This window comes from Nostoc sp. DSM 114167, assembly GCF_052692655.1.
In genome coordinates this window covers 2,793,715-2,816,594 of the sequence record NZ_CP195116.1, presented here as the reverse complement: position 1 = coordinate 2,816,594, position 22,880 = coordinate 2,793,715, and the positions used below count along the sequence as shown (strand labels likewise).

Genomic DNA, 22,880 nt, shown 5'->3' with positions numbered 1-22,880 from the left:
TTAGTTTCCAGCTTGTTTCTGTAAGCCGTGAGAGTATACAGAAAAGAACCAGATTAAACAACAAATGATGTTTTGACCAAAGGTCGGTTCACTGCATGGAATTTTCAATCGCTACACTCCTTGCCAATTTCACCGATGATAAATTGGTAGCTCGGAAGGTTTTAGAAAAGAAACTTGGCTGTGAAGATGAAAAAAGTTTACAAAAACTTCACATTGCCTTAGATGTTCTGGAAAAAATCGGTATTTTAGTGAAGGAACGGGGCAAGTACCGCCGTGTCTCAGAAGAGGGAATAATCGAGGCAAAACTCCGTTGTTCTAGTAAAGGCTTTTGCTTTGCTATTCAAGATGTGGAAGGAGCCGAGGATATTTACATCCGCGAAAGTCATCTGAGTAATGCTTGGAATGGCGATCGCGTTTTGGTAAGAGTTCTGAAAGAAGGCAGTCGCCGTCGCTCTCCTGAAGGAGAGGTGAAGTTGATTATCGAACGCTCTAACCACACTTTACTGGCACGAATTAAGCAAGTAGAAACTGGTTTTCGGGCTGTGCCTTTAGACGATCGCTTACTGTTTGAACTCAAGATTCAACCTAACGGGGCAAAGTTAGAAGAAGCGATCGATCATTTGGTTCATGTGGAAGTTTTGCGTTACCCGTTGGCACAATATCCTCCCCTTGGTCGAGTGGTGCAAATCCTCGGTAGTGATGCCGAAGCTGCTGCTGATATAGATTTAGTTACGTGCAAACACGACCTTTCCCGGACTTTTCCAGATAATGTTCTAGAAGCAGCTGCGAGGTTGCCCAAAAAGCTCCTCAAAGCAGACCTGAAAAATCGGCTAGATTTACGTAATTTGTTTACTCTCACGATTGAAGGAGTAAATAGCGATACCAAAATTATAGAAAACGCTTTTAGTTTAGAAAAAAACTTAGCCGGAAATTGGCTTTTGGGCGTTCATATCACCGATGTTTCTCACTATGTCCAACCTGACGAAGCCTTAGATAGAGAAGCACTCAAACGAGGCAAATCAGTGTATTTGGGAGAATTGGTGTTGCCAATCTTGCCCCCAGCTGTAGCAGAACGTTGTTCTTTAGTACCTGGGAGCGATCGCTTAACTATCTCTTTTTTAATTACCATCGATCCCCAATCGGGAGAAGTGCTGGAATGGGAAATTCAACCCAGTGTCATCAATGTCGAGACTGCACTGAGTACAGAACTTGCCCAAGCAATTCTCACAGGTGAAGCTGAAGATAAATCATCACAGGTTTTCCAAATCCTGCAAGACCTCCAAGCCTTGCAAACAGCTGTGAAACAGGTACGATTAAATCGTGGTAGCCTCCAGTTGAATCTGCCGCCTAGCCAAAACGCCTATTATGATGAGGGGATTTTAGGCGCTGTGGTGGTGAATGATTTGCCAGTGCGATCGCTACTCACGGAGTTGGTGCTATTAGTTAATCAACTGTTTGCAACTCACTTAAATGCTCTTGGTGTTCCGGCTATCTGGCGAGTCCAAGGCACACCTGATGTTGAAGATGTCCAGGAAATGCTGAAATTGGCAGTCAATTTAGGCGTTGACCTCACATTAGATCCAGAAGTTGATATCCAACCCTTAGATTACCAACATTTGACCACAGCTTTTGCTGAATCTCCCTCCGAGCAAGTTCTTACTTACTTATTACAAGATACACTGAAACCGTCTGCATACAGTACCACCAAAGGATCTCACTTTGGTCTGGCACTACCGCAATATGTTCATTTTAGCGCTCCCTTGCGGCGGTTCCCAGATTTGCTGATGCAGAGAGTGTATTACACGCTACTGGAAAACGGACGCGATCGCCGCAATACCCGTGTCAGAGAGCGCGTTAACCTCCGCCACTCCTCCAGCCATGAGGAAATTAACTGGAACGTTTTACCCCCAGAATTGCAACAAGAACTGCAAAGCGATTTGACCAGGGTAATTGTCCAAATCAACGACCGAGAAAAAGAAGTCCAAGAAGCCGAAGCCGATTTAGCCGGACTGCAAAAAGCCCAACTGATGAAGCAGCGCATCGGTCAGGTATTTCAAGGCGTGATTACCGGGGTTCAATCCTACGGTTTCTTTGTGGAAATTGAAGTACCAGCAGCCGAGGTGGAATCCAGCAGTAATCCTGGTGTGCCTTTGCGAGTAGAAGGATTGGTACACGTCAGTTCTCTCAAAGACGATTGGTATGAATATCGCGCCAGACAACAAGCACTATTTGGGCGCAAAAATCGCGCTTCTTATCGATTAGGCGATCGCGTCGCCGTCCAAGTTAAGAGTGTCGATTACTACCGTCAGCAAATTGATTTGGTAACAGTCGGTAGCGATGGCATTGCCAAAGGTTTAACTGGCAATGATTCCCGTGAAGACCTTTCAGACCTCTACTTACCAAATGATCTGGAGCCTGATGACCTAGATCCTTACTCTGAGGATGAGTAAAGTGAAAAAGCAGAGGAGCAGGGAGCAGGGAGCAGGGGAGAAAAACCACGCCACTTACGCTTGTTGCTCTCAACCAAGGAAAGAATGAGAGCAACGGTGCTTTCGCCTACGGCGAGGTTTGTACCTTTCCCCCTGCCCCCTGCCCCCTGCCCCCTGCCTCTTATAAACTAAACTTTACGTGTCAAATAACACCAAACCTTTAATTTTAGGCGTATCGGGCGCATCTGGTCTGATTTACGCTGTTCGCGCGATCAAATTTTTGCTAGAAGCGGAGTATAGCATTGAATTGGTTGCCTCTAAATCAACTTACATGGTTTGGCAGTCAGAACAGGAAATTCGGATGCCACCAGAACCAACCGGGCAAGAACAATTCTGGCGAGAGCAAGCTGGTGTTGCACTTGCCGGTAAACTCCGGTGTCATCCTTGGAGCGATGTCGGAGCCGGAATTGCCAGCGGTTCCTTTGCCACTCTGGGGATGATGATTATTCCATGCAGCATGAGTACAGTAGCAAAGCTAGCAGTTGGCTTGAGTTCCGATTTACTAGAACGGGCAGCGGATGTCCAACTCAAAGAAGGGCGAAAGCTGGTTATTGTCCCGCGTGAAACGCCTTTTAGCCTCATCCACCTGCGTAACTTAACTTCTTTGGCAGAAGTTGGAGTGAGAGTTGTCCCCGCTATTCCCGCCTGGTATCACAATCCCCAAACCATCGAGGATTTAGTTGATTTTGTAGTTGCCCGTGCTTTAGATCAACTAGATATTGACTGTATTCCAATTCAGCGGTGGCAAGGTCGTCGCTAACACCCTGAGTGGATTTATTGGATCTCTTGCAAAAATATATTTTTCCAAGACAGGGAAAAGGGTAAAGGTTAAAGGGAAGGGTTTTGAGTTTCTTCACCCTTTTCCCCTTCACCTTTACCCCGACAAATGCCAAGAAGTCTATTGTAAATTTCACAATAGTCCTAAAAAGGTAATGATAGAGATGGCTGATAGTGTCAGTAGTCAGTGAAGAGTAATTAACGAATAATATTCAGACTGATAACTGACCACTGACCAAAGAGGCAGGGGAGTAGTGAGCAGGGGGCAGAGGGAGAAAGATTCTGGAATTCTCGGCTCTATTAGGGTCAATAAATTTATTTATGAGGTTTTCCCCCTGTCCCCTGCCTTCTGCCCCCTGCCCCCTTTCCTCTTCAGTAAATGACAACTGACAAAATTGCTATGGCTGTAATTCGCTTAATTCTATTGGTGGCAGTACTGGGAGGACTAACGCTGTTATTAGTCCAAAATTTCTCACCTGCCCTATCGCTAGTATTTTTGGGCGTGCGAACTCAACCATTACCACTAGCGATATGGATTTTGTTCAGTACTGCCACTGGTGCTTTCACATCGATATTGATTGCTACCTTATTTAATTTATCCAATTATTTTGTGGCAGGACAACGCCAAACTTCTAATAGAGCAACCGCCCCTTCAAGTCGTGCGAAGGCAACTCAAAGACAAGAACCGACATCTCGCCCTGCTAATCCTCCACCACCAGCTAGTAAAAGAGAAGAGCCTAGCAGTGAGGAATTTGATGATTGGGAGACAAATAGCAGTAGAGATGATGATTGGAACTTTGATGAAAAGTCAGAAGAAGCACCTATTCCTAATTCTCAGGCTCAACAACCTAGAGACTCAACAACTTACGAACGTCAATCAGAAGCCAAAAGCAGCTCTCGGTCTGGTTCAGTTTATTCCTACAGCTACCGCGAGCCAAAAAATACGGCAGCAGGAAAAACTGAATCAATTTACGATGCTGATTACCGAGTAATTATCCCCCCTTACCAGCCGCCAACTACCAATCAAGCCGATGATGATGATTGGGAATTTTTTGAGGATGATGATGATTTTGAAGATGATGGTAAACGCCCCCGTCGGTGAGATGTAGCAGGCGACATCTCTATTTAATGCCACACCGCTCTCTAGACTCCTGCTTGACCTTACCAGTCATGGCGGCTTCCTGCAAAGTCATGAAAGCATTAAAATCTTCCAAGTCATATCGAGTAGTCAACAGTTGTCGTAGTTGATCTTCAGCTTCAACTGTCAAATAACCAGTTGCTAAAGCTCTTTCTACAACGTCACGAATTCGAGTCATGGTTGACACCTCATTCATTCTATATTTATTCATTCAGGCTTATTGGGGTGGAATATGCAGTAGTCTTTGTGTCTAAACTTCAATTTCTTTGCAAGTTTTTTTTGGGCGATCGCGGTAAATCAGTCATTATTTACACCTTTATTAAAAACATTTAATTGAGCGAGTCTTGTTATAACTGAACTTTTAGAATAACGACCCTGTGCTGTTAGAAACACGGTATTGTGTATACTTAAAATTATCCATCAGAGTAAAAACCCTGATTATTCAGATAGACAGATATTGTTTGGATAAAGTTTCAAACAAGCTAAGTTAATTTTTTGGTTAAGCATAGGCATTATTATGCAGCAATTACCTAGTTACTTCCGAAAAATTACTACATTCCTAAGAAATTCATCAGTTATTACTGATGGTAATTTCAGAGAAGAATCGTTAATTTACTGCCTAAGTTACTTTAAATACATTAATAACGGTAATTATGTCATTTCGTTCCTCTTAAAATAGAAGATGAATTTGCAGATTTTAAAACTAATTGCAAGTTACAGCAGTTTTCGTTTACATGAAGTACAAAATCATTGGTTTTGAGGCAGGAGGCAGAGGGCAGTTCTTGCTGGAGGGAGAAGAATAATTTGATTTGTGAGTTTTTGGTTCTGTACCTCACTTACCTGCAATCTGCTGTATAAAAGTTATAAGTAAATTTGAGATATACAAAGTGAAAAACTTTGATATCTGTTGAAAATAAATTTATTGAGGTTTATTTTGTTTTTGTATGCCTGCGAAAATTACTAATATCGGCATCAAGTCGTAGTAGTAAACTATTAGAGTTTGCGCGATTATATATCAAACTCCGTATTTTTAAGTTCTAGATTGAATCGTTGAGTTTATAATTTAAAACTGTGACTCAGCACTCAAAACTTATAATTGGAGCGAAGCAACTGGTGAGCAGCTTATTAAAAGGAGTCAACCTGTACTTAATTGGTATTATGGGCGTTGGTAAGACGACAGTAGGGCGCTTACTAGCAAAAGAACTGGGTTATGGGTTTGTAGATACCGATGATGTAATTGCCCAAGCAACAGGTAAATCTATCAATCAGTTATTTGCGCAAGTTGGTGAAGCTGGATTTCGCCAGTTAGAAAGCGACGTACTTTCACAAGTTTGTGCTTTTACAAAGTTGACTATAGCAACTGGTGGGGGCATTGTATTGCGGCAAGAAAATTGGAGTTACTTGCACCACGGCTTGATAGTGTGGCTAGATACGCCAGTGGAGATAATTTACAGTCGTTTAGCTGAGGATACCACAAGACCACTGCTACAAGATGCCGATCCTAAAGCTAAGTTGCGATCGCTCCTCGAACAACGAACACCACTTTACTCTCAAGCCGATTTGCACATCATCGAGCGAGAGGGAGATACACCTGAAGATGTTGCCAAGCAAATACTTGAGGCAATTCCTAGTGTGCTGAAAAAACCTGTTTCTCATTAGGAAGACTCAAATTACCAAATTTTGCTCATCCGCAGGATAAACCCTGGTAATTCTGGATTGCCACTAACTGCTTCGGGATTATCCAAAATTTCAACTTCTCGATTCGGACGGTAAATGTAGACTTTTCGATTCTGCCGATCGATTAACCAGCCTAATGATGCACCGTTATCGATGTACTCCTGCATTTTCTCTTGTAATTTTATCAAGCGATGTCTACGACGGGCTACGCCTACGCTTAAGGAGCGTAACTCAATCACAAAGCTGGGACAAATTGGTGCAAACGAAGCTTTTTGTGAATCTGTTAAGGCATTCCAGCGCTCCAGTTCAATCCAAGAAGCATCAGGGGAACGCATCGCTCCATTGGGTAGTGTAAAACCTGTACTGGAGTCAAAGCCTATGCCAGTGCCATCTTGTTCAGTCCAATACCCAAGCTGTGCAGCAATGTTAAAGTTACGGTTGCCCGTATCTGAAAAAGCTGGTGGCATAATGATGACTTCCCCATTGGCAGTACGCTCAATTCGTAAATCTCCATTGGCTTGACAAAATTCGTAGAACTGCTCACAGAGATAATTGGGATAGCTTGAGATAAATCAACATTTGCAGGAAAAATTGTTTCTGAACAGTAAACTTGTGAGATTTGTATCCTCGAAACTTGTATCGACTATTTCTGCACCTTCTAGATTTGTACCTTCTAGATTTGCACCTTCTAAACTGCTTTCCAAGATTTTACAGTTTGTTAGTTTTGCCCTTTTTAAGCTGGCATATTGAAAATTGCACTCAGTTAAATCGGCATTACTCAAATCTGCTTCATCTAGCATTACATAACGTAGATTTGCTCCTTGTAAATCAACTCCTTTAAGAATAGTTCGTTGAAGATTAGCCCCATGTAACTCGGCATTTCTTAAATTAGAGTTGCTTAAATTAGCCTCGCTCAAGTTAATACCTAGTAAATTAGCATCCCTTAAACTAACGCCAATAAAATTTCTTTCCCCAGAGGCATACTGTTTGAGTAATTCTTTAATATCCATGACTCTAATAAAGCGCTTATTAACACCACTAAAATAGAACTTACGCACTGAAGCCTGAAGCCTAGATCCCCCCTAGCCCCCCGATAAATTGGGGGGAACTTCTAAAGCCCCCTTTTTAAGGCCTTGTGATTACCAACATTTTTCAAGAGACTGGGTTGAAAAATCGATAGCCCAGCACATATCCATTAATCGACACCATCCGCGCCATAGAGTTTGCCAACCAGGAAGCCCATCACTTTTACGACCAAGAAAACCACCCAAACGAGCAACGCACTTCCAAAACTCACCTAAAGTTAAATCATCACAGAGCAAACCAAGACGAGCAACCAGAATATTTAGCATCATCGGAGGTACAAAATTTTGAGCAGGCAATAACGGATTACTGCGACTAAGTTCACGTAACTGTAACAATCTCACTGCAACAACTGCAAAAAAACCAAGCAATGTGACTAAACCATTGGCTGACTCCAATTGACGCTTTTCTATTGCACAACCACTTTTCAGGCATTTATGATATTCTTCAATCAGCCAACGGCAACTGTACCAGTCGATTTGGATGAAAGCAGAGTTCTTATCTGTTACAGGTATACTCGTAAATAGAATCCACGTCCATTTCACCCGACTCTTCCCAAACACGTATACACCAGCCATCAATCGGCTGTTGTTTTCTTTCACTACCCGTTGTAGGTGGTTGAATTGTTAGGGCTGACCAAGCAACTTGTAAATCCACACAACGTTTAGGTTCACCATTGCGACCACGTAGCACGAGCGTCTTGGTTGACATTGGTGACAAGGCACGAGCGAAAGCTTTGAGGTATCCTTTTGTACCGTCTGGTTTAGTAATTACACGATTTTGAGTTACCCGCAGTAAGCAGTGCCAGCGTAGTCCAATCACACGTCGGATATATGAAAAAATATCACTGCCTCTGTCTCCAACACTTACCCACATTGAATCTAGCTGTGGAGCTTCTCCGATTGATTCGACCATCTGCGACCAAATTTCACCCTCACTTTCGCTTCTGAGTAATTCCTGTGAAATGTTCTCGATTTTTTGGTTCTGGCTATCACTGCCACGTACCCAAGGTATTTGTCCTGCCAGTCCCAATATCTCTGGGTTTCCTGGTACTGGTACTACTGCCAAGCAATTGTGCAGCATAATTCCTCGCCCTTTCCCATCGCCTATATGTCCTAACCCCTTGATATTTCGCGCTGATGTGTAGTCTAGTTCTGATGTGTCTTGGATAAATAGGACGACTGAGCCTGAGCTATTTTTAGCGATCGCTTTTGTTGCTGTTGTATGGGGCTTAATCAACTCACTGTGAGTCACCTCTTCTTCTGCAAATAGTCTGTAGGCTGCTCTGACTTCATTCCAACCTGACATAATATTTGGCAGACTTGCTTCGGGGTTGGCGGCAATTGCTGCTCCCACTGCGATCGCTCTATCTGTACGACGACTATCCCCTAATTCGGTATCTCCCCATTGCTCAACTGCCCAAGCATTGAGGTTTCTGAAATTTTTCAACTTCATACTCTGACTCTATTACACCTCTACCTCACTTTAAAATATGTTGGTAATGACAAGCTTTTTAAGGCAGGGCTGATTCATTCCCTAAAAGGCACTGATTTACAAGCTTTTCAAGCAAAAAAATCAGGTGACTTAAAAATCTGATTGGGCAGGAAAATGACGATTGCACTTAAATTTACTGGTTGAGGTGGTAGTTTTTGTTTTTCCCACTCAAGCAAATTTCTGACTCATACTCTTGACAAAATCCCTGAAATTTCGGATGAAACAGCCCTGCCTTTTTAAGGGGGTTGGGGGATCTGAGTGCGTAAGTCCTATAAAAGTATCTCCTTACAAAAGAGATACTGCCACTATTACTGTTATTGCTGTGTTATCTACACAACAAGCAACCATATTTTTACAAATCCAGCCAGATTGCTAGAGTCATTATAGTACAAATATACTTACTTAAATTGGGCATCAGAGATTGTGACGAGCTACAAAGTCTTCTATACTTACTGAAATAGGTTTTAACTCTTAACGGCGGCTCCTCATGACGGTCAACGATTCTGAATACATCAGGCAAGCTGAAGCTACTTGTGTACAAGACGTATTCACCAAGCTACTGTTTGTAGGTTTTCAACCTCTTGAAAATGAGCATCTCGCGTAACAAGAATTAAATGATACTGAATTGCAACAGATGCAATCCAAATATCATTTTCGGGTAATGGACGACCTTTGAGGTGCAATTTATTCTTAACTTCACCATATTTACGGGCAGTTTCTACATCACATCCAATGACCGTATTTCTGGCAATAAATTCCTCAATACGTTTTAAATTCCCTTGCGATCGCCCTGATTTTATTGCACCGTAAAACAATTCACCAATAGCAACACTAGGAATAAAAATTTCTTCTGCATTTACCAGCTGATTATTTACTTCGATATCATTTGCAAATAAAGCAATAATAATATTAGTGTCAAGCAGGTATCTACCACTCATCTATATCTACCTGTTCGCAACCTTCTTCAATCGCTTCGCGCATCAACTGAATATCGTTTGGTGATATTGTACCTGCAAAATTTAATAATTGTTTACCTGGAACACCATGAATTTGCGAACCTAGTAAAGTTCGGGCAAACTCCAGCACTCGATATTGCAAGTCTTCAGGCATCACTTTTAATTCTTCAATTAGCCGATCGAGAATCGGTGTATCCATATTTCTCCTGATAATTTTCGATTTTGGTTGCTAGTCCTTCTTTTATAGATTTTCACATTTCTGAGACGAACTAAACAGCTATGGCTTATCAGTACAGACATACTCAATGGCATCAGAGATTGTGACGAGTTACAAAGTCTTCTACACTTACTGAAATAGGTTTTAACTCTTAACGGCGGCTCCTCATGACGGTCAACGATTCTGAATACATCAGGCAAGCTGAAGCCACTCGTGTACGTGTACTCAGCGAAGCACTACCTTATATTCAACAATTCACCGGTCGCACTGTTGTTGTCAAATATGGTGGCGCAGCAATGAAAGATAGCGCACTCAAAGACAAAGTTATCCGCGACATTGTATTCTTATCCTGCGTGGGCTTGCGTCCGATTGTAGTCCACGGTGGTGGCCCAGAAATTAACAGTTGGTTAGATAAGCTGGGCATCGAACCACAGTTTAAAAATGGTCTGCGAGTCACTGATGCTGCCACAATGGATGTGGTGGAAATGGTTTTAGTTGGTCGAGTTAATAAAGAAATTGTCTCCTTGATTAACCAAGCTGGTGGATTGGCTGTAGGACTTTGCGGTAAAGACGGTAATCTATTTACAGCCCGTTCCCAAGGTGAAGAAGGCATCGGCTTTGTGGGGGAAGTCACCAATGTGAATATCAAGATTTTGGAAACCCTCGCTAGCAATGGCTATATTCCGGTAGTCTCTAGCGTCGCCGCAGACGAAACGGGACAAGCTTATAACATTAACGCCGATACTGTAGCTGGGGAAATCGCTGCTGCATTAGGGGCAGAAAAGTTAATTTTACTGACTGACACCAGTGGAATTTTAAAAGATTACAAAGACCAATCTACTTTGATTCCGAAAGTAGATATTCGTGAAGCCCGCGAGTTGATTGCTGATGGTATAGTTAGCGGTGGGATGATTCCCAAAGTGAATTGTTGTGTGCGATCGCTTGCTCAAGGAGTCCGTGCCGCACACATTATCGATGGTCGCATTCCCCACGCCCTGTTACTAGAAATCTTTACTGATGTTGGGATTGGGACGATGATTCTCGGTTCGCAGTTTACCTATTAGAGTGCCGAGTGCTGAGTGAGAAGTGAGGAGTGAGGAGTAAAGAGTTCTTATTATCCCCTCATCTCCCTACTCTACCGAGGATAGGTAATAATAACTCGCGATCGCCCACCGCTAAATGGTGTACGAGGCCATGAATTATTGATAATTACTGGATTAACTAGGGTTGAGTCTCGAATTGTTGGATCGATCGGCGTGAAATTTCTCACGTTTTGCCTGAACTGGGGATAGGAATAATCGCGGTAATGATTGCGTTGTGGTATCAGTCCTGTTGTTGGATCTACAGGCATCGGCGTAGGAATCGGACTACCATAAATAAAGGAACCCACAGAAGGCGATGTCTGACGACAAGCTGCTCCGCAGCTACGCCAGACTCCATAACCACCATCATTCACGAATGCGCGCTGGGCGGAATGCGATCGCCTGACTCCATAACCACTATCAATCACGAATGCGCGCTGGGCGGAAGCTGGAGCAATGCTTACACCCATCACTGCTAAAGTCATACCTGCTAAGAGCCAATTCAGTTGCGAATGCTTGATTTTCAACATAATTTTGCTCACCTGCATTTGATACCGGAATTTTTAATCAGAAAATAGTCGCAGCTACTTACTTAAAATTTTAGAAGTTTATCCACTTTCAGATTGCCAGCTTTTGAAAAGATTCTAAAAAGATTGCTGGCATTGGCAAAATGAAAATAGTGCTAATTTTTGTATAAGACGTGAATACAGAAAGTCTAGAAATTGCTAAAACCCGCTACCAGGCTGGGAAAGTTGCCTTTGAGAATGGGCAATACCGCAAAGCCGTAGAAAATTTAGAAAAGGCCAGCGCTCTATTAGCTCGTAATTCTCGTCTTGGGGGCGAAGTAGAAATTCATCTAGTGACAGCTTATGAAGCGGCTGGACGCACGGATGATGCGATCGCTCTTTGCGAAAGACTCAAACGCCATGCCCATTTTGAAATCAGCAAACAAGCGCGGCGGATGCTTTATATCTTAAAAGCACCAAAGCTGAAAAGACCCAGTGAATGGATGACCGAAATCCCCGATTTGGGCGCATTAGCCGATAATGAACTCAAAATTTCTGTACCTGCTAAGTCTACTAAATCTTCTGGGGAGCAAAAGCCAAAACCTGCCGAGCGAGAATTTGTTGACCTCAGTCAGGTCAATACCAGAGATAATCGCTTTATCTGGGTGGCGCTAATTGCCATTGGTTTAACCATCTCGTACTTGGTTTGGTTGAATTTTTCCGGAACTCCTAGCTGATAATAATTTTGGATTTTGGATTTTGGATTTTAGATTCTTGTGGTTTATGCTTCACCCAGAAGGGTTGAGGCATGAACCAAAATCCAAAATTTAAAATTTTTGAGCTTTATCCGTTTATCAGTGGGGTCAATCCAAAATCCAAAACTTGTACTGAGCGAAGTCGAAGTATTTAAAATCCAAAATCTGTTGACTTTTGGGGAGATTTATAGTTATGAATTCTTCAATTTTCGGAAAGATTTTCTTGTGGTTAGTCAGATCGTTTAATTTCGTGTTGGCAAATATGAAATTGCCCTCACGACTGAATGGTCGAAATCGAATGAACCGAGTCTTTCCCATCCGAAATCCTATTCTGTGGCTCGTGCTGTTAACATCTCTGCTACTGACTGGCTGTGTGAAGTACGATGTGGGGCTTAACTTTGCCAACTCAAATAGTGGCGAACTAGTACAGCATATTAAGTTGGGAGAACGGCTAACCAGTTTTAGCGGCGATTCGGTGTATGAGTGGTTAAAGAGCATAGAACGCCGCGCCCGTCAACTTGAGGGTAAAGCACAGCGAGTTTCCCCAGAAGAAATCATCGTCACAATTCCTTTTAGCAGTGGTAGAGAATTGCAAGAGAAGTTCAACGAATTCTTTAACTCTCGTGCGAATCAACCCTCTGAGTCTGTACAGAGCGAATCTGACTCAGAACTGCCGAAAATTGAATCAAACATCCTCTTGGAGGAGAATAATTTTTTACTTTTAGTCCGCAATCGGTTGATTTATGATTTGGATTTGCGATCGCTTTCTCTAATTGCCAGTAAAGGTAATGTACTAGCTAATGCTGGTTCAATTCTCGATTTGGAATTTAGCTTGAAGACTCCTTGGGGAGCCAAAAATATTCAACTAACTGAAACTGCAATTGAGCCAGAAAAAAATGGCAATCAATTAGTGTGGAAACTCCAGCCTGGTGCGCTAAACCACATAGAAACTGTTTTCTGGCTTCCTAGTCCCCTTGGTATCGGTGGGTTGTTAATTATCCTGTTTGTCTCAGGAGGATTGTACTTGAGATATAATTTCATGCCAGATCCCAGAATTCAGTTTCCTCCTAAAGCAGCAGCTATCCAGGAACAGTAGACTATTTATTTGTTAAATATTGTTAGCGAAGCCGATGGAAAATGCATCGGCTTTTTTACCTTTTCCCCAGCTTTTTGTAAAAATGAGTCATAGCGAATTAGCTAAAGAAATTGTTCGTGTTTCCTATTTAAAAGGCGAGTTTCGGTTACGTTCTGGTCAGATATCTTCTCATTACTTTGATAAATATCAGTTTGAATCTAATCCTTTGTTACTGAAGCAGTTAGCTAAAGAAATGGTAAAAAAGATTCCACCAGAAACGGAAATTCTAGCCGGACTGGAATTAGGGGGAGTTCCTTTAGCAACAGCAATTTCATTAGAAGTTGAATTACCAGTTGTCTTTGTTCGGAAGACAAAAAAAGAATACGGTACTGAGAAAATAGCAGAAGGAATTGATATCCAAGGAAAAAAATTGTGTATCATTGAAGACGTGATTACAACAGGTGGTCAGGTTGTAAAAAGTACCGAAGCGTTGCGTAATGAAGGAGCGATTGTAGACTTTGTACTCTGCGTAATCTGGCGCGGAAGAACGGAAGACAACAGCCTTGAAAAAGCTGGTATTCAAAAACTTCCTCTATTTGATATGAAAGAGCTTTCGGTGTGGATGGAACTGTCTTGAAGCCCACAATTAAAATATCTTAGACAATAGCCCTAAAAATACTTTACTTTACTTTAGTAACTAGTTACTTTTAGTATCTGATGTAATGCTTTGAAATAAAGATTCAAAAAAAGTAAAAACATAAATCCTTGTTAATCAGGAGATATTTGTGGTAAAGATTCTACATATTGATTCCAGCCCCCGTGGTGAACGATCGCACTCCAGAGAATTATCTAAGGAATTCGTCAGTGCTTGGAAAGTAGCGCATCCTGAAGATGCGATCGCCTATCGAGATTTAGGGCATCACCCAGTTCCTCACGTTGATGAAGCTTGGATTGCGGCGGCATTTTCACCACCAGAAACCCATACCCCAGAATTAACTGAGGCACTTAGGATTTCTAACGAACTGGTTGATGAGTTTTTGGCAGCCGATCGCTACGTTTTTGGAGTGCCAATGTATAACTTCAATATACCTTCCACCTTTAAGGCTTACATCGACCAAATCGTTCGTATTAACCGGACTGTTGCCTTAGATGCTCAAGGTTTTAAAGGGTTAGTCCAAGGCAAAAAAGCAGTTATCATCACAGCTCGCGGCGGTGACTTTAGCGCCACATCTCCTTTTCTTGCCTACGACTTCCAAGAACCCTACTTGCGGGCAATTTTCGGCTTTATTGGGCTTACAGACATTCAATTTATTAACGCCAACAGCCTGAATGAAGGTGATGCTCGTACCCAATCTCTATCAGAAGCAAGGGCAGCAATTCAAGATGCGATCGCCCAGTGGTAATGTGATGCGGGGCATTGGGAATTGGGCATGAAGAAGAGACAAGGTAGACAAGGAAGAGGGGGAAGACTTGGGAGAGACTTGTTTAAGAATTCCCCCTTGTCCCCTTGTCTCCTCTGCCCCCCTGCTCTTTCTGGGGCAGGTTTTTTTGATTAGACAAATTTTTGGGATTTTAAAACCAAAACCATTGTCTGAGAACTTAAAACTACGTTCAATAATTGAGAACATTCTCAACTATTTATCGAAAGCCTAAAAGCCTGCCCTTGAAAGGCCCCCCTGCTCCCCTGCTCCCCTGCCCCCTGCTCCCTGCCTTTCTGGGGCAGGTTTTTTTGATTAGACAAATTTTTGGGATTTTAAAACCAAAACCATTGTCTGAGAACTTAAAACTACGTTCAATAATTGAGAACATTCTCAACTATTTATCGAAAGCCTAAAAGCCTGCCCTTGAAAGCTGCTCCCTGCTCCCTGCTCTCTTGCTTCTTCTTCAGGGTGACAACCGCTCAATCTTCCAAGTGCTATTATCTAAACGGCTATAGAGCAAGCGATCGTGCAGACGGCTAGGGCGTCCTTGCCAAAACTCAATTTCTGTAGGGATAACTCGTAAGCCGCCCCAATGAGGTGGTCGAAGAATCTCCTGATTTTCATGTTTGCTTTGAAACTCCTGCAAGCGTCGCTCTAAGACTTCTCGACTTTCTATGACCTCGCTTTGATTAGATACCCATGCACCCAGGCGACTGTTAGCTGGGCGACTGTGAAAATATTGGTCAGACTCAGTTTCGGAAACTTTCTCCACATACCCTGAAATCCGGACTTGACGTTCCAGTTCTGCCCACCAAAAAACTAAAGCGGCCTGGGGGTTTTCTGCTAATTCTTGTCCTTTGTGACTATTGTAGTTAGTAAAGAAGGTAAAGCCTCGTCGATCAAAATCTTTAAGCAGCACCATTCTGGCTGAAGGCTTACCGTCTGGTGTGGCTGTGGCAATGGTCATGGCATTCGGTTCAGGGAGCTGTGCGGCAAGTGCCTGATCGAACCATTTTTTAAATTGGATAAAAGGATTGAGTTCTACTTCGAGTTCGCTCAAGCCTTCCAAGGTGTAGTCTTTGCGAAGGCCAGCTACAGTTTTGTCCATTGTGATTTGTTTCCTTGCTATCAGATACGCTTATATATATATCTTTGTTAAAAATATCTATGATGATAATCAGTGCCATCAAGAATTTTACAAATTCTCTCAAGAAATATTTAAAATAGGTTGCGTCAGATGCGCCGTTCAGCCTCCCTTCAACGCTTATTAATTTATGGTCTGAGCGGTCCGATTATCGCTCTCAATATCTGGTTGCTGTCTGTGCTTTTTCGCTATTTCCAGCATCCCATAACTGTCTTGAGCATTGCGACGATTCTGGCTTTTCTCCTAAATTACCCGGTTAAGTTCTTTGAACGTGCCCGGATCACCCGTACTCAGGCGGTGATCTTAGTTTTACTGGCAACATTAACTCTGCTGGGAATTTTAGGCGTTACCCTAGTACCCTTGATCGTTGACCAAACAATCCAACTGTTAAATAAGATCCCTGATTGGTTAGCAGCCAGTCAAACAAACCTAAGGCAATTTGAGATGCTGGCAGAGAAACGACATTTGCGAATTGATTTAAGTGTTGTGAGCAGTCAAATCAATGCCAACATTCAGAATTTATTACAACAGCTAGCTTCTGGTGCAGTAGGATTTGCTGGAACACTACTTTCTGGATTAGTTGACTTAGTGTTAGTCATTGTGCTTGCATTTTATATGCTTTTATATGGCGATCGCGTCTGGTATGGTCTGATCAATCTTTTGCCCTCTAACATTGGAGATCCCCTCACCACATCCTTGCGCTTAAACTTTCAGAACTTCTTCCTTGGCCAGTTGTTACTAGGACTGTTCATGGTGCTAACTCTGACACCAATATTCTTAGTGATGAAAGTGCCCTTTGCCCTGTTGTTTGCCATCTTAATCGGTATTTCAGAACTCATTCCCTTTATTGGGGCGTCTCTCGGTATTGGTCTGGTGACAATTTTAGTACTACTGCAAAATTGGTGGTTAGCAGTTCAAGTTGCGATCGCGGCAATTCTCATGCAACAGCTTAAAGATAACTTGTTAGCTCCCAGAATACTCGGCAATTTTATCGGACTCAATCCCATTTGGATTTTTGTAGCTATTTTGATGGGATTTGAGATTGCTGGCTTGTTAGGGACAATTGTTGCTGTTCCAATTGCTGGTACTATTAAGGGCACTTTCGATGCGATTAAGAGCGGCAAGCCGAGTGATTTTGTCTCAACTGTCACTATTGCCCATGATTCGCCTCCTGATTAAGGGAGCAGGGGGGCAGAGGGGACAAAGGGACAAGGGAGACAAGGGGACAAGGGGGACAAGGGGGAATTATTGAACAAGTCTCTTTCTTATCTCCCCCCTCTTCCTTGTCTACCTTGTCTCTTCTCAATGCCCAATGCCCCATGTCCAATGCCCAAGATCAAAAGTTGCACAATCTAATCTCACAATTCACAATGGTGATCGATTACAAATTTTAGAGGATATTGCCAGCAGGCAAGTTCTGAAAAAAGAAGCGCAAGCGAATGTATAGAGTATACGCTTTGCCAATAGTCAATTAGTTTAGTCTTGAATTTATAGTCTTTTGATTCTCATTAATTAACTTAGAACCTGTTGATGGAAGCTTCCGAGCTGTTAGAAACAATCACATTTTTGATTTACCAAGCCGAGCAAGGGGAAATTGATCCTTGGGATGTCCAAGTGATCGAGGTGATTGACCGCTATTTAGAACTGATGGCACCGGGGGTAATAACAAGAGGCTATGAAGCGGACTTGTCTCAATCTGGACAGGCATTTTTATCAGCATCAATGCTGGTATTATTCAAGGCAAATACCTTGATGCAATTGTCAACAGTAGAAGATGCACAAGATGGTGTAGAAGATGATGCTCTATTGTCAGATGAAGACGGTATATTACATCAGGGTCATCGTCTACCCTTAGAACGGCAATTACGTCGTCGTCCAGCAGCGATGCCACCACCAAAGCGCCGGGTGACTCTGCAAGAATTAATTGAGCAATTGCAGATTATGGCTAACCAACTGAAACTGGTAGAAAAAGTCAGCAAACCGATTCGTCCCAGGCGTCAACCTAGCGTTCAAAGTATGCGAGAGGCGCTGGAGTTAGCTCACCAAGAAAATCTGACAGAAGTCGCCACAGAACTGGAGCAGGTATTGAAATTGTCGACAAGAGAGCTAAGTTTAGAACAAAATTGGTTGAATTTAGAACAACTTGTAGAATTATGGACTAAGACAAAACTTCTTAACCAAAATGGCTCTGGACATGGGTCTGGACATGAGTCTAAACACAGTAACCTAGTTAGCGTTTTCTGGGCACTACTATTACTCTCGGCTCAATCGAAAGTAGAGCTATTTCAAGAGGATTTTTATCATGAAATTAAAATTCGCTTAACTAGAGATTCAGCTAATATCGGCAAACCTTTTGAGAATCCGATGAACTAAGTCCATGAAGAGTGCTGAGTTCCGTTAGCGGATAGCTAAGGTTCAGCCCGTGCTGATTTGAAAGGAGTCGAAGTGAAGCAGAAAGCAAAGTGAGTCTTTGGCATCAAGATTTCAGGCTTGCTTGTGAGAAAAATAGGAATTTATTTTATGGGATTTTCCTCCTGGCTCCAGTATAGCTGCTGCCTAGATTGTCATAGATTTTTGATTCAGCCCCAAAATCCGAGTAAATTGAAAAGATAAGCGATCGCTTGTCATCTAAGTATATCGATGGTTGTAATAAACGCTAAGTTCCTGTTATCCCTATTCTGGGGGATGACTTAGAGCAGAAATCAAAACTGATGATTAAGTATCACTCGATGAAAGTAAACTGGCTTGTGGTTGAGGAATAAATTTTTATGAAAGCGATGATTCTCGCGGCTGGCAAGGGTACTCGCGTGCGTCCGATTACGTACACTATGCCCAAGCCGATGATGCCCATCCTGCAAAAGCCAGTGATGGAGTTTTTGCTAGAACTGTTACGCCATCATGGATTTGACCAGATTCTAGTCAATGTTAGTCATTTGGCTGAGGAAATAGAAAACTATTTCCGTGATGGTCAGCGGTTTGGGGTGCAAATTGCCTATTCCTTTGAAGGGAAAATTGATGACGACGGAAAACTGGTGGGGGAAGCGATAGGTTCTGCTGGAGGAATGCGGCGCATCCAAGACTTCTCACCGTTTTTTGATGATACCTTTGTAGTTTTATGTGGTGATGCTTTAATTGACTTGGATTTAACTGCGGCAGTTAAATGGCATAGAGCTAAAGGGTCGATCGCTACTATTATCACTAAATCTGTTCCGAAGGAAGAAGTTTCTAGCTATGGTGTGGTTGTGACTGACGAAGAGGGACGTGTCAAAGCTTTCCAAGAAAAACCTTCAACTGAAGAAGCCCTCAGCACCAACATCAACACAGGTATTTACATTTTTGAGCCAGAGGTTTTTAACTATATTCCCTCTAATGTTGAATATGACATTGGTAGCCAATTGTTTCCCAAATTGGTAGAAATCAAAGCCCCCTTTTACGCCATTCCTATGGACTTTGAATGGGTAGATATTGGTAAAGTCCCAGACTATTGGCGGGCGATTCGCGGCGTGCTGCTGGGTGAAATCAAGAATGTGCAAATTCCTGGTCATGAAGTCGCCCCTGGTATTTACACTGGCTTAAATGTCGCCGTAAATTGGGACAAAGTGGATATTACAGGCCCAGTTTATATTGGTGGGATGACGAGAATCGAAGACGGAGCTAAAATTGTCGGCCCAGCCATGATTGGCCCCAATTGTTGGATATGTAGTGGTGCAACAGTGGAAAACAGCGTCATTTTTGAATGGTCGCGCCTGGGCCCTGGAATCCGGTTAGTCGATAAGCTGGTATTTGGACGTTATTGCGTAGATAAAACCGGCGCTGCGATCGATGTTCAAGCTGCTGCTTTAGACTGGCTGATTACCGATGCCCGTCAGACACCGCCATCACATACCCCTGTTGAGCGACAAGCGATAGAGGAATTGTTGGGGACAAATACAAATTAAAGTTAGGAGTTAGGAGTTAGGAGTTTGGAGTTTGGAGTTATTATTTCATGTTTCCCTCTTCACTTGTAACTTTTAACTTTATTCCTAACTCTTCACTTCTAACTCTTAACTTTATTCCTAACTCTTCACTCCTAACTCTTAACTATTTAAGTACGTATATCTTCTAAGACTCTGCTCGTAGGTTTGCAGTAGTCGCTGAGATTCCGCTAGGGTGATGCGCTTTTCTTCTAATGCTTTCTCGCAGCGCTGGCGAATGTTTTCCACCATATCTTCGGAGTCATACTGGACATAGCTTACTACTTCGCTCATGGTGTCACCTTTGACAACGTGTTCAATTTGGTAGCCTTTGGGCGTTAATTGGATGTGAACGGCGTTGGTGTCGCCAAACAGGTTGTGCAAATTGCCCATGATTTCTTGGTAAGCTCCATTTAAGAACATTCCCAAATAATAGGGTTCTCCGGGCTTGTAGGTGTGCAGTTCTAAAACCGACTTGACATCGCGCAGGTCAATAAAGCGATCGATTTTGCCATCACTGTCGCAGGTAAGGTCTGCTAAGATTCCCCGCCGTGTTGGTTCTTCATCTAAGCGGTGGATTGGCATGATCGGGAATAGTTGATCGATCGCCCAGCAATCTGGTGCCGATTGAAACACTGACATATTCACGTAGTAGATGGAAGCCATGATTTTCTCTAGGTCTTCTAGTTCATCGGGTACGTATTCTTGCTGTCTAGTGATGGTAAGAATTTTTTGACAACAAGCCCAGTAAAGGCGTTCGGCTTTGGCTCGTTCTCTAAGGCGTAAAATTCCTAAGTTGAAGCGGCTGATGGCTTCTTCTTTGAATTGTGTTGCGTCGTGGTAGAACTCCTGATAATTCTCTTTGTTAATGGATTGGTAAGTTTCCCAAAGATAATTAATAATTGGGGATTCTCCCTCTTGTGGAGGTTCTGGGTTGTCGAGAGGAACATCACTAGTACTAAGAACATCAAAAATCAGTACCGACTGATGGGAAGCGATCGCTCGTCCACTTTCACTAATCAGTGTTGGTACGGGAATCTGCCGCTCTGCACAGGTATCTTTTAACTCTGCCACGATGTCATTGGCATAGTTCTGCATGTTGTAATTTTTCGATGCATAAAAGTTGGTTTGGGAGCCATCATAATCTACGCCCAAGCCGCCACCAACATCAAGGTATTTCATATCCGCTCCCAGCATTGCCAATTCCACATAAATGCGGCTGGCTTCTTGGATAGCATCTTTAATCACATTAATGGCAGAGATTTGTGAGCCGATGTGAAAGTGCATCAACTGCAAAGAATCGAGCAGGTTAGCTTCGCGTAACTTGTCAACAGCCTCGATGACTTCAGGCATTGTCAAACCAAATTTAGCGCGATCGCCACTAGAGGTTCCCCAACGTCCCATACCTTGGGTACTGAGTTTAGCACGAACACCTAATATCGGTTTAATACCTAACTGGCGATTGGCATCAATTACCAAATCAACTTCTTCAATCTGTTCTAAGACGATGATTGGTGTTTGCCCTAGTCTTTGGGCTAACATTGCCGTTTCGATATATTCTCGGTCTTTGTAGCCGTTGCAAACTAACAATGCTCCTGGTGTATCCAACACAGCTAGAGCAATCATTAATTCTGGCTTGGAACCGGCTTCTAAACCAAATTGATGGGGTTTGCCAAATTTGACTAAATCCTCAATCAAATGCCGTTCTTGATTGCATTTGACGGGAAACACACCACGGTAGACACCAGGGTAATTGTAGCGAGCGATCGCTTTGGCAAAACAAGCATTCAACCGCTCAATCCGGTCTTCCAAAATATCAGAAAAGCGAATCAACATGGGAAGTCCCAAGTTGCGCTGCTTCATGGCATTGACCAATTCAAACAAGTCAAGAGATCCCCCGCGATCGCCCTTGGGTGCGACGGTAACGTTACCAGCAGCGTTAATGGAAAAATAAGGTTGTCCCCATCCTTCAATGCGGTACAAGGCTTCGCTATCCTCAATTTTCCAGGAGCGAGGTAAATCTCCTGTGGTAGAACTCGGTGGTAACAGTTTTTTTTGCTTGTGATTTTTCACTTCTTTTTGTCCATTGGACGGTACTTGTACCACCTCGTCAGATGTAGCAGTTGACTCAACACCCATTTTTTCCTAACCTCTGTTTTTCACCCACGAGTTAACAATTTAGCGCATTCATTTAGGAACGTATATGCACCCAAGGATAATTTCTGAGATAAACTCTGATTGGTCAAGAGTCGTATGTTATTAGTCATTAGTCATTAGTCATTAGTCACTTGTACTGAGCGTAGTCGAAGTATTGATTATTGGTCATTAGTGCAAAACCCTTAGACTCAAGACAGAGGACGACAAAGGACGAAGGACAAAGGACAATTGACTAGATAAAAACTTTATTAAGCTTTGGGAGATAGTAATGGAGCGCACATTCTTAGCAATTAAACCTGATGGAGTACAGCGGGGACTAGTGGGGGAAATTATCCGTCGCTTTGAAACTAAAGGTTTTACTCTAGTTGGTTTAAAGTTACTAAAAGTCAGTCGAGAATTGGCTGAACAACACTATGATGTTCACCGGGAACGTCCCTTTTTTGCTGGTCTAGTCGAATTTATCACTTCTAGCCCAGTGGTAGCAATGGTATGGGAAGGTGATGGTGTCGTGGCATCTGCTAGAAAGATTATTGGTGCGACGAACCCTTTAACAGCAGAGCCGGGAACGATTCGGGGCGATTTTGGTCTGAATATTGGTCGCAACTTAATCCACGGTTCTGATGCTCAAGAAACCGCGCAACGGGAAATAGCCCTATGGTTTAAGGATGAAGAATTAGTCAGTTGGCAACCACACTTAACGCCTTGGTTGCACGAGTAATGGGGGGTTAGAAGTTAGGAGTTAGGAGTTAAAAGTTAGGAGTTAGGAGTTAAAAGGGAACTCCAAATAAAAAAATACTCAACTACTTTTTGTGGGGTGGGTGACATGAGCGCCCCAAGCCTTGGGCGGACAAGATGTCCACCCCACAAGATTGGAGAATTTATTTGTTGGAAGTCCCAAAGTTAAAAACTCATAATAATTAATAACTCCTAACTCCTCACTCTTGGCTCCTAACTCT

23 protein-coding genes are annotated in these 22,880 nt (G+C 42.8%); 13 read left to right on the top strand and 10 right to left on the bottom strand.

Going from position 1 to position 22,880, the window contains the following annotated elements; all coding sequences use genetic code 11:
• Window positions 1-95: 95 nt before the first annotated feature.
• The 3 genes from NSTC731_RS12070 (at window position 96) to NSTC731_RS12060 (ending at window position 4,368) form a co-directional block, all read left to right on the top strand.
• Window positions 96-2,450 carry a ribonuclease R family protein gene (locus tag NSTC731_RS12070; protein ID WP_445631007.1) on the top strand — a complete coding sequence of 785 codons (2,355 nt, stop codon included), beginning with the start codon at window positions 96-98 and terminating at the stop codon, window positions 2,448-2,450.
• Between the two features lie 178 nt (window positions 2,451-2,628).
• On the top strand, window positions 2,629-3,249 hold the full coding sequence (locus NSTC731_RS12065; RefSeq protein WP_179065018.1) for a flavin prenyltransferase UbiX: 621 nt from the start codon (window positions 2,629-2,631) through the stop codon (window positions 3,247-3,249).
• Window positions 3,250-3,666: 417 nt separating this feature from the next.
• Window positions 3,667-4,368, top strand: coding sequence for a LapA family protein (locus NSTC731_RS12060; protein ID WP_445632073.1), 702 nt, complete (start codon window positions 3,667-3,669; stop codon window positions 4,366-4,368).
• Between the two features lie 19 nt (window positions 4,369-4,387).
• Here the strand turns inward: NSTC731_RS12060 and NSTC731_RS12055 are convergent, their stop codons facing one another.
• Window positions 4,388-4,582, bottom strand: a complete 195-nt coding sequence (locus NSTC731_RS12055) for a hypothetical protein (protein WP_289797223.1) — start codon at window positions 4,580-4,582, stop codon at window positions 4,388-4,390.
• A 935-nt stretch (window positions 4,583-5,517) separates the two neighbouring features.
• Between NSTC731_RS12055 and NSTC731_RS12050 the strand changes: the two genes are divergently transcribed.
• The gene (locus NSTC731_RS12050) at window positions 5,518-6,063 is read left to right on the top strand and encodes a shikimate kinase (protein WP_445631006.1); all 546 of its coding nucleotides are present in this window, start codon (window positions 5,518-5,520) and stop codon (window positions 6,061-6,063) included.
• A gap of 11 nt (window positions 6,064-6,074) precedes the next feature.
• Here NSTC731_RS12050 and NSTC731_RS12045 read toward each other — a convergent pair whose 3' ends face one another.
• The 6 genes from NSTC731_RS12045 to NSTC731_RS12020 form a co-directional block, all read right to left on the bottom strand.
• Window positions 6,075-6,650 carry a Uma2 family endonuclease gene (locus NSTC731_RS12045; RefSeq protein WP_445632072.1) on the bottom strand — a complete coding sequence of 192 codons (576 nt, stop codon included), beginning with the start codon at window positions 6,648-6,650 and terminating at the stop codon, window positions 6,075-6,077.
• A gap of 3 nt (window positions 6,651-6,653) precedes the next feature.
• Window positions 6,654-7,091, bottom strand: a complete 438-nt coding sequence (locus NSTC731_RS12040) for a pentapeptide repeat-containing protein (protein WP_445631005.1) — start codon at window positions 7,089-7,091, stop codon at window positions 6,654-6,656.
• Between the two features lie 129 nt (window positions 7,092-7,220).
• Entirely contained in the window at window positions 7,221-7,709 is a 489-nt protein-coding gene (locus tag NSTC731_RS12035) for an IS4 family transposase (protein ID WP_445631004.1), read from the bottom strand.
• Window positions 7,663-8,619: an IS4/Tn5 family transposase DNA-binding protein gene (locus NSTC731_RS12030; protein WP_445631003.1), complete on the bottom strand. Its 957-nt coding sequence runs from the start codon at window positions 8,617-8,619 to the stop codon at window positions 7,663-7,665. Before NSTC731_RS12030 ends, NSTC731_RS12035 begins: the two co-directional genes overlap by 47 nt.
• Before the next feature lie 587 nt (window positions 8,620-9,206).
• A complete protein-coding gene (locus NSTC731_RS12025; protein ID WP_445631002.1) occupies window positions 9,207-9,596 on the bottom strand; it encodes a type II toxin-antitoxin system VapC family toxin in 390 nt (129 codons plus the stop codon).
• Window positions 9,586-9,813 carry a hypothetical protein gene (locus NSTC731_RS12020; protein ID WP_292736938.1) on the bottom strand — a complete coding sequence of 76 codons (228 nt, stop codon included), beginning with the start codon at window positions 9,811-9,813 and terminating at the stop codon, window positions 9,586-9,588. The genes NSTC731_RS12025 and NSTC731_RS12020 overlap by 11 nt, the downstream gene beginning before the upstream one ends.
• Before the next feature lie 185 nt (window positions 9,814-9,998).
• On the opposite strand from NSTC731_RS12020, the gene argB reads away from it, so the two are divergent.
• A complete protein-coding gene (gene argB / locus NSTC731_RS12015; RefSeq protein ID WP_322692735.1) occupies window positions 9,999-10,895 on the top strand; it encodes an acetylglutamate kinase in 897 nt (298 codons plus the stop codon).
• 71 nt (window positions 10,896-10,966) lie between these two features.
• On the opposite strand, the gene NSTC731_RS12010 is transcribed toward argB, so the two are convergent.
• Window positions 10,967-11,443 carry a hypothetical protein gene (locus NSTC731_RS12010; RefSeq protein WP_445631001.1) on the bottom strand — a complete coding sequence of 159 codons (477 nt, stop codon included), beginning with the start codon at window positions 11,441-11,443 and terminating at the stop codon, window positions 10,967-10,969.
• A gap of 170 nt (window positions 11,444-11,613) precedes the next feature.
• On the opposite strand from NSTC731_RS12010, the gene NSTC731_RS12005 reads away from it, so the two are divergent.
• From NSTC731_RS12005 to NSTC731_RS11990, 4 genes are all read left to right on the top strand, one after another.
• Window positions 11,614-12,156: a tetratricopeptide repeat protein gene (locus NSTC731_RS12005; protein ID WP_445631000.1), complete on the top strand. Its 543-nt coding sequence runs from the start codon at window positions 11,614-11,616 to the stop codon at window positions 12,154-12,156.
• A gap of 211 nt (window positions 12,157-12,367) precedes the next feature.
• Window positions 12,368-13,270, top strand: coding sequence for a DUF3153 domain-containing protein (locus NSTC731_RS12000; protein WP_445630999.1), 903 nt, complete (start codon window positions 12,368-12,370; stop codon window positions 13,268-13,270).
• Window positions 13,271-13,304: 34 nt separating this feature from the next.
• Entirely contained in the window at window positions 13,305-13,886 is a 582-nt protein-coding gene (pyrE, locus tag NSTC731_RS11995) for an orotate phosphoribosyltransferase (protein WP_445630998.1), read from the top strand.
• A gap of 148 nt (window positions 13,887-14,034) precedes the next feature.
• Entirely contained in the window at window positions 14,035-14,652 is a 618-nt protein-coding gene (locus tag NSTC731_RS11990; protein WP_445630997.1) for an FMN-dependent NADH-azoreductase, read from the top strand.
• A 481-nt stretch (window positions 14,653-15,133) separates the two neighbouring features.
• Here the strand turns inward: NSTC731_RS11990 and pdxH are convergent, their stop codons facing one another.
• The gene (gene pdxH, locus NSTC731_RS11985; protein WP_322692728.1) at window positions 15,134-15,778 is read right to left on the bottom strand and encodes a pyridoxamine 5'-phosphate oxidase; all 645 of its coding nucleotides are present in this window, start codon (window positions 15,776-15,778) and stop codon (window positions 15,134-15,136) included.
• A 129-nt stretch (window positions 15,779-15,907) separates the two neighbouring features.
• On the opposite strand from pdxH, the gene NSTC731_RS11980 reads away from it, so the two are divergent.
• The 3 genes from NSTC731_RS11980 to NSTC731_RS11970 all read left to right on the top strand — a co-directional run bounded on the left by NSTC731_RS11980 (window position 15,908) and on the right by NSTC731_RS11970 (window position 19,752).
• Window positions 15,908-16,993 carry an AI-2E family transporter gene (locus tag NSTC731_RS11980; RefSeq protein WP_445630996.1) on the top strand — a complete coding sequence of 362 codons (1,086 nt, stop codon included), beginning with the start codon at window positions 15,908-15,910 and terminating at the stop codon, window positions 16,991-16,993.
• Window positions 16,994-17,344: 351 nt separating this feature from the next.
• Complete coding sequence (locus tag NSTC731_RS11975; protein ID WP_445630995.1) at window positions 17,345-18,187, top strand: segregation/condensation protein A; 843 nt, start codon at window positions 17,345-17,347, stop codon at window positions 18,185-18,187.
• A gap of 395 nt (window positions 18,188-18,582) precedes the next feature.
• Window positions 18,583-19,752 (top strand): sugar phosphate nucleotidyltransferase, encoded by a 1,170-nt coding sequence (locus NSTC731_RS11970; protein WP_445630994.1) that lies wholly within the window; start codon window positions 18,583-18,585, stop codon window positions 19,750-19,752.
• A gap of 138 nt (window positions 19,753-19,890) precedes the next feature.
• On the opposite strand, the gene speA is transcribed toward NSTC731_RS11970, so the two are convergent.
• Window positions 19,891-21,906 (bottom strand): biosynthetic arginine decarboxylase, encoded by a 2,016-nt coding sequence (speA, locus tag NSTC731_RS11965; RefSeq protein ID WP_445630993.1) that lies wholly within the window; start codon window positions 21,904-21,906, stop codon window positions 19,891-19,893.
• 286 nt (window positions 21,907-22,192) lie between these two features.
• Between speA and ndk the strand changes: the two genes are divergently transcribed.
• Window positions 22,193-22,642 carry a nucleoside-diphosphate kinase gene (gene ndk, locus NSTC731_RS11960; RefSeq protein WP_322670768.1) on the top strand — a complete coding sequence of 150 codons (450 nt, stop codon included), beginning with the start codon at window positions 22,193-22,195 and terminating at the stop codon, window positions 22,640-22,642.
• Window positions 22,643-22,880: the final 238 nt, after the last annotated feature.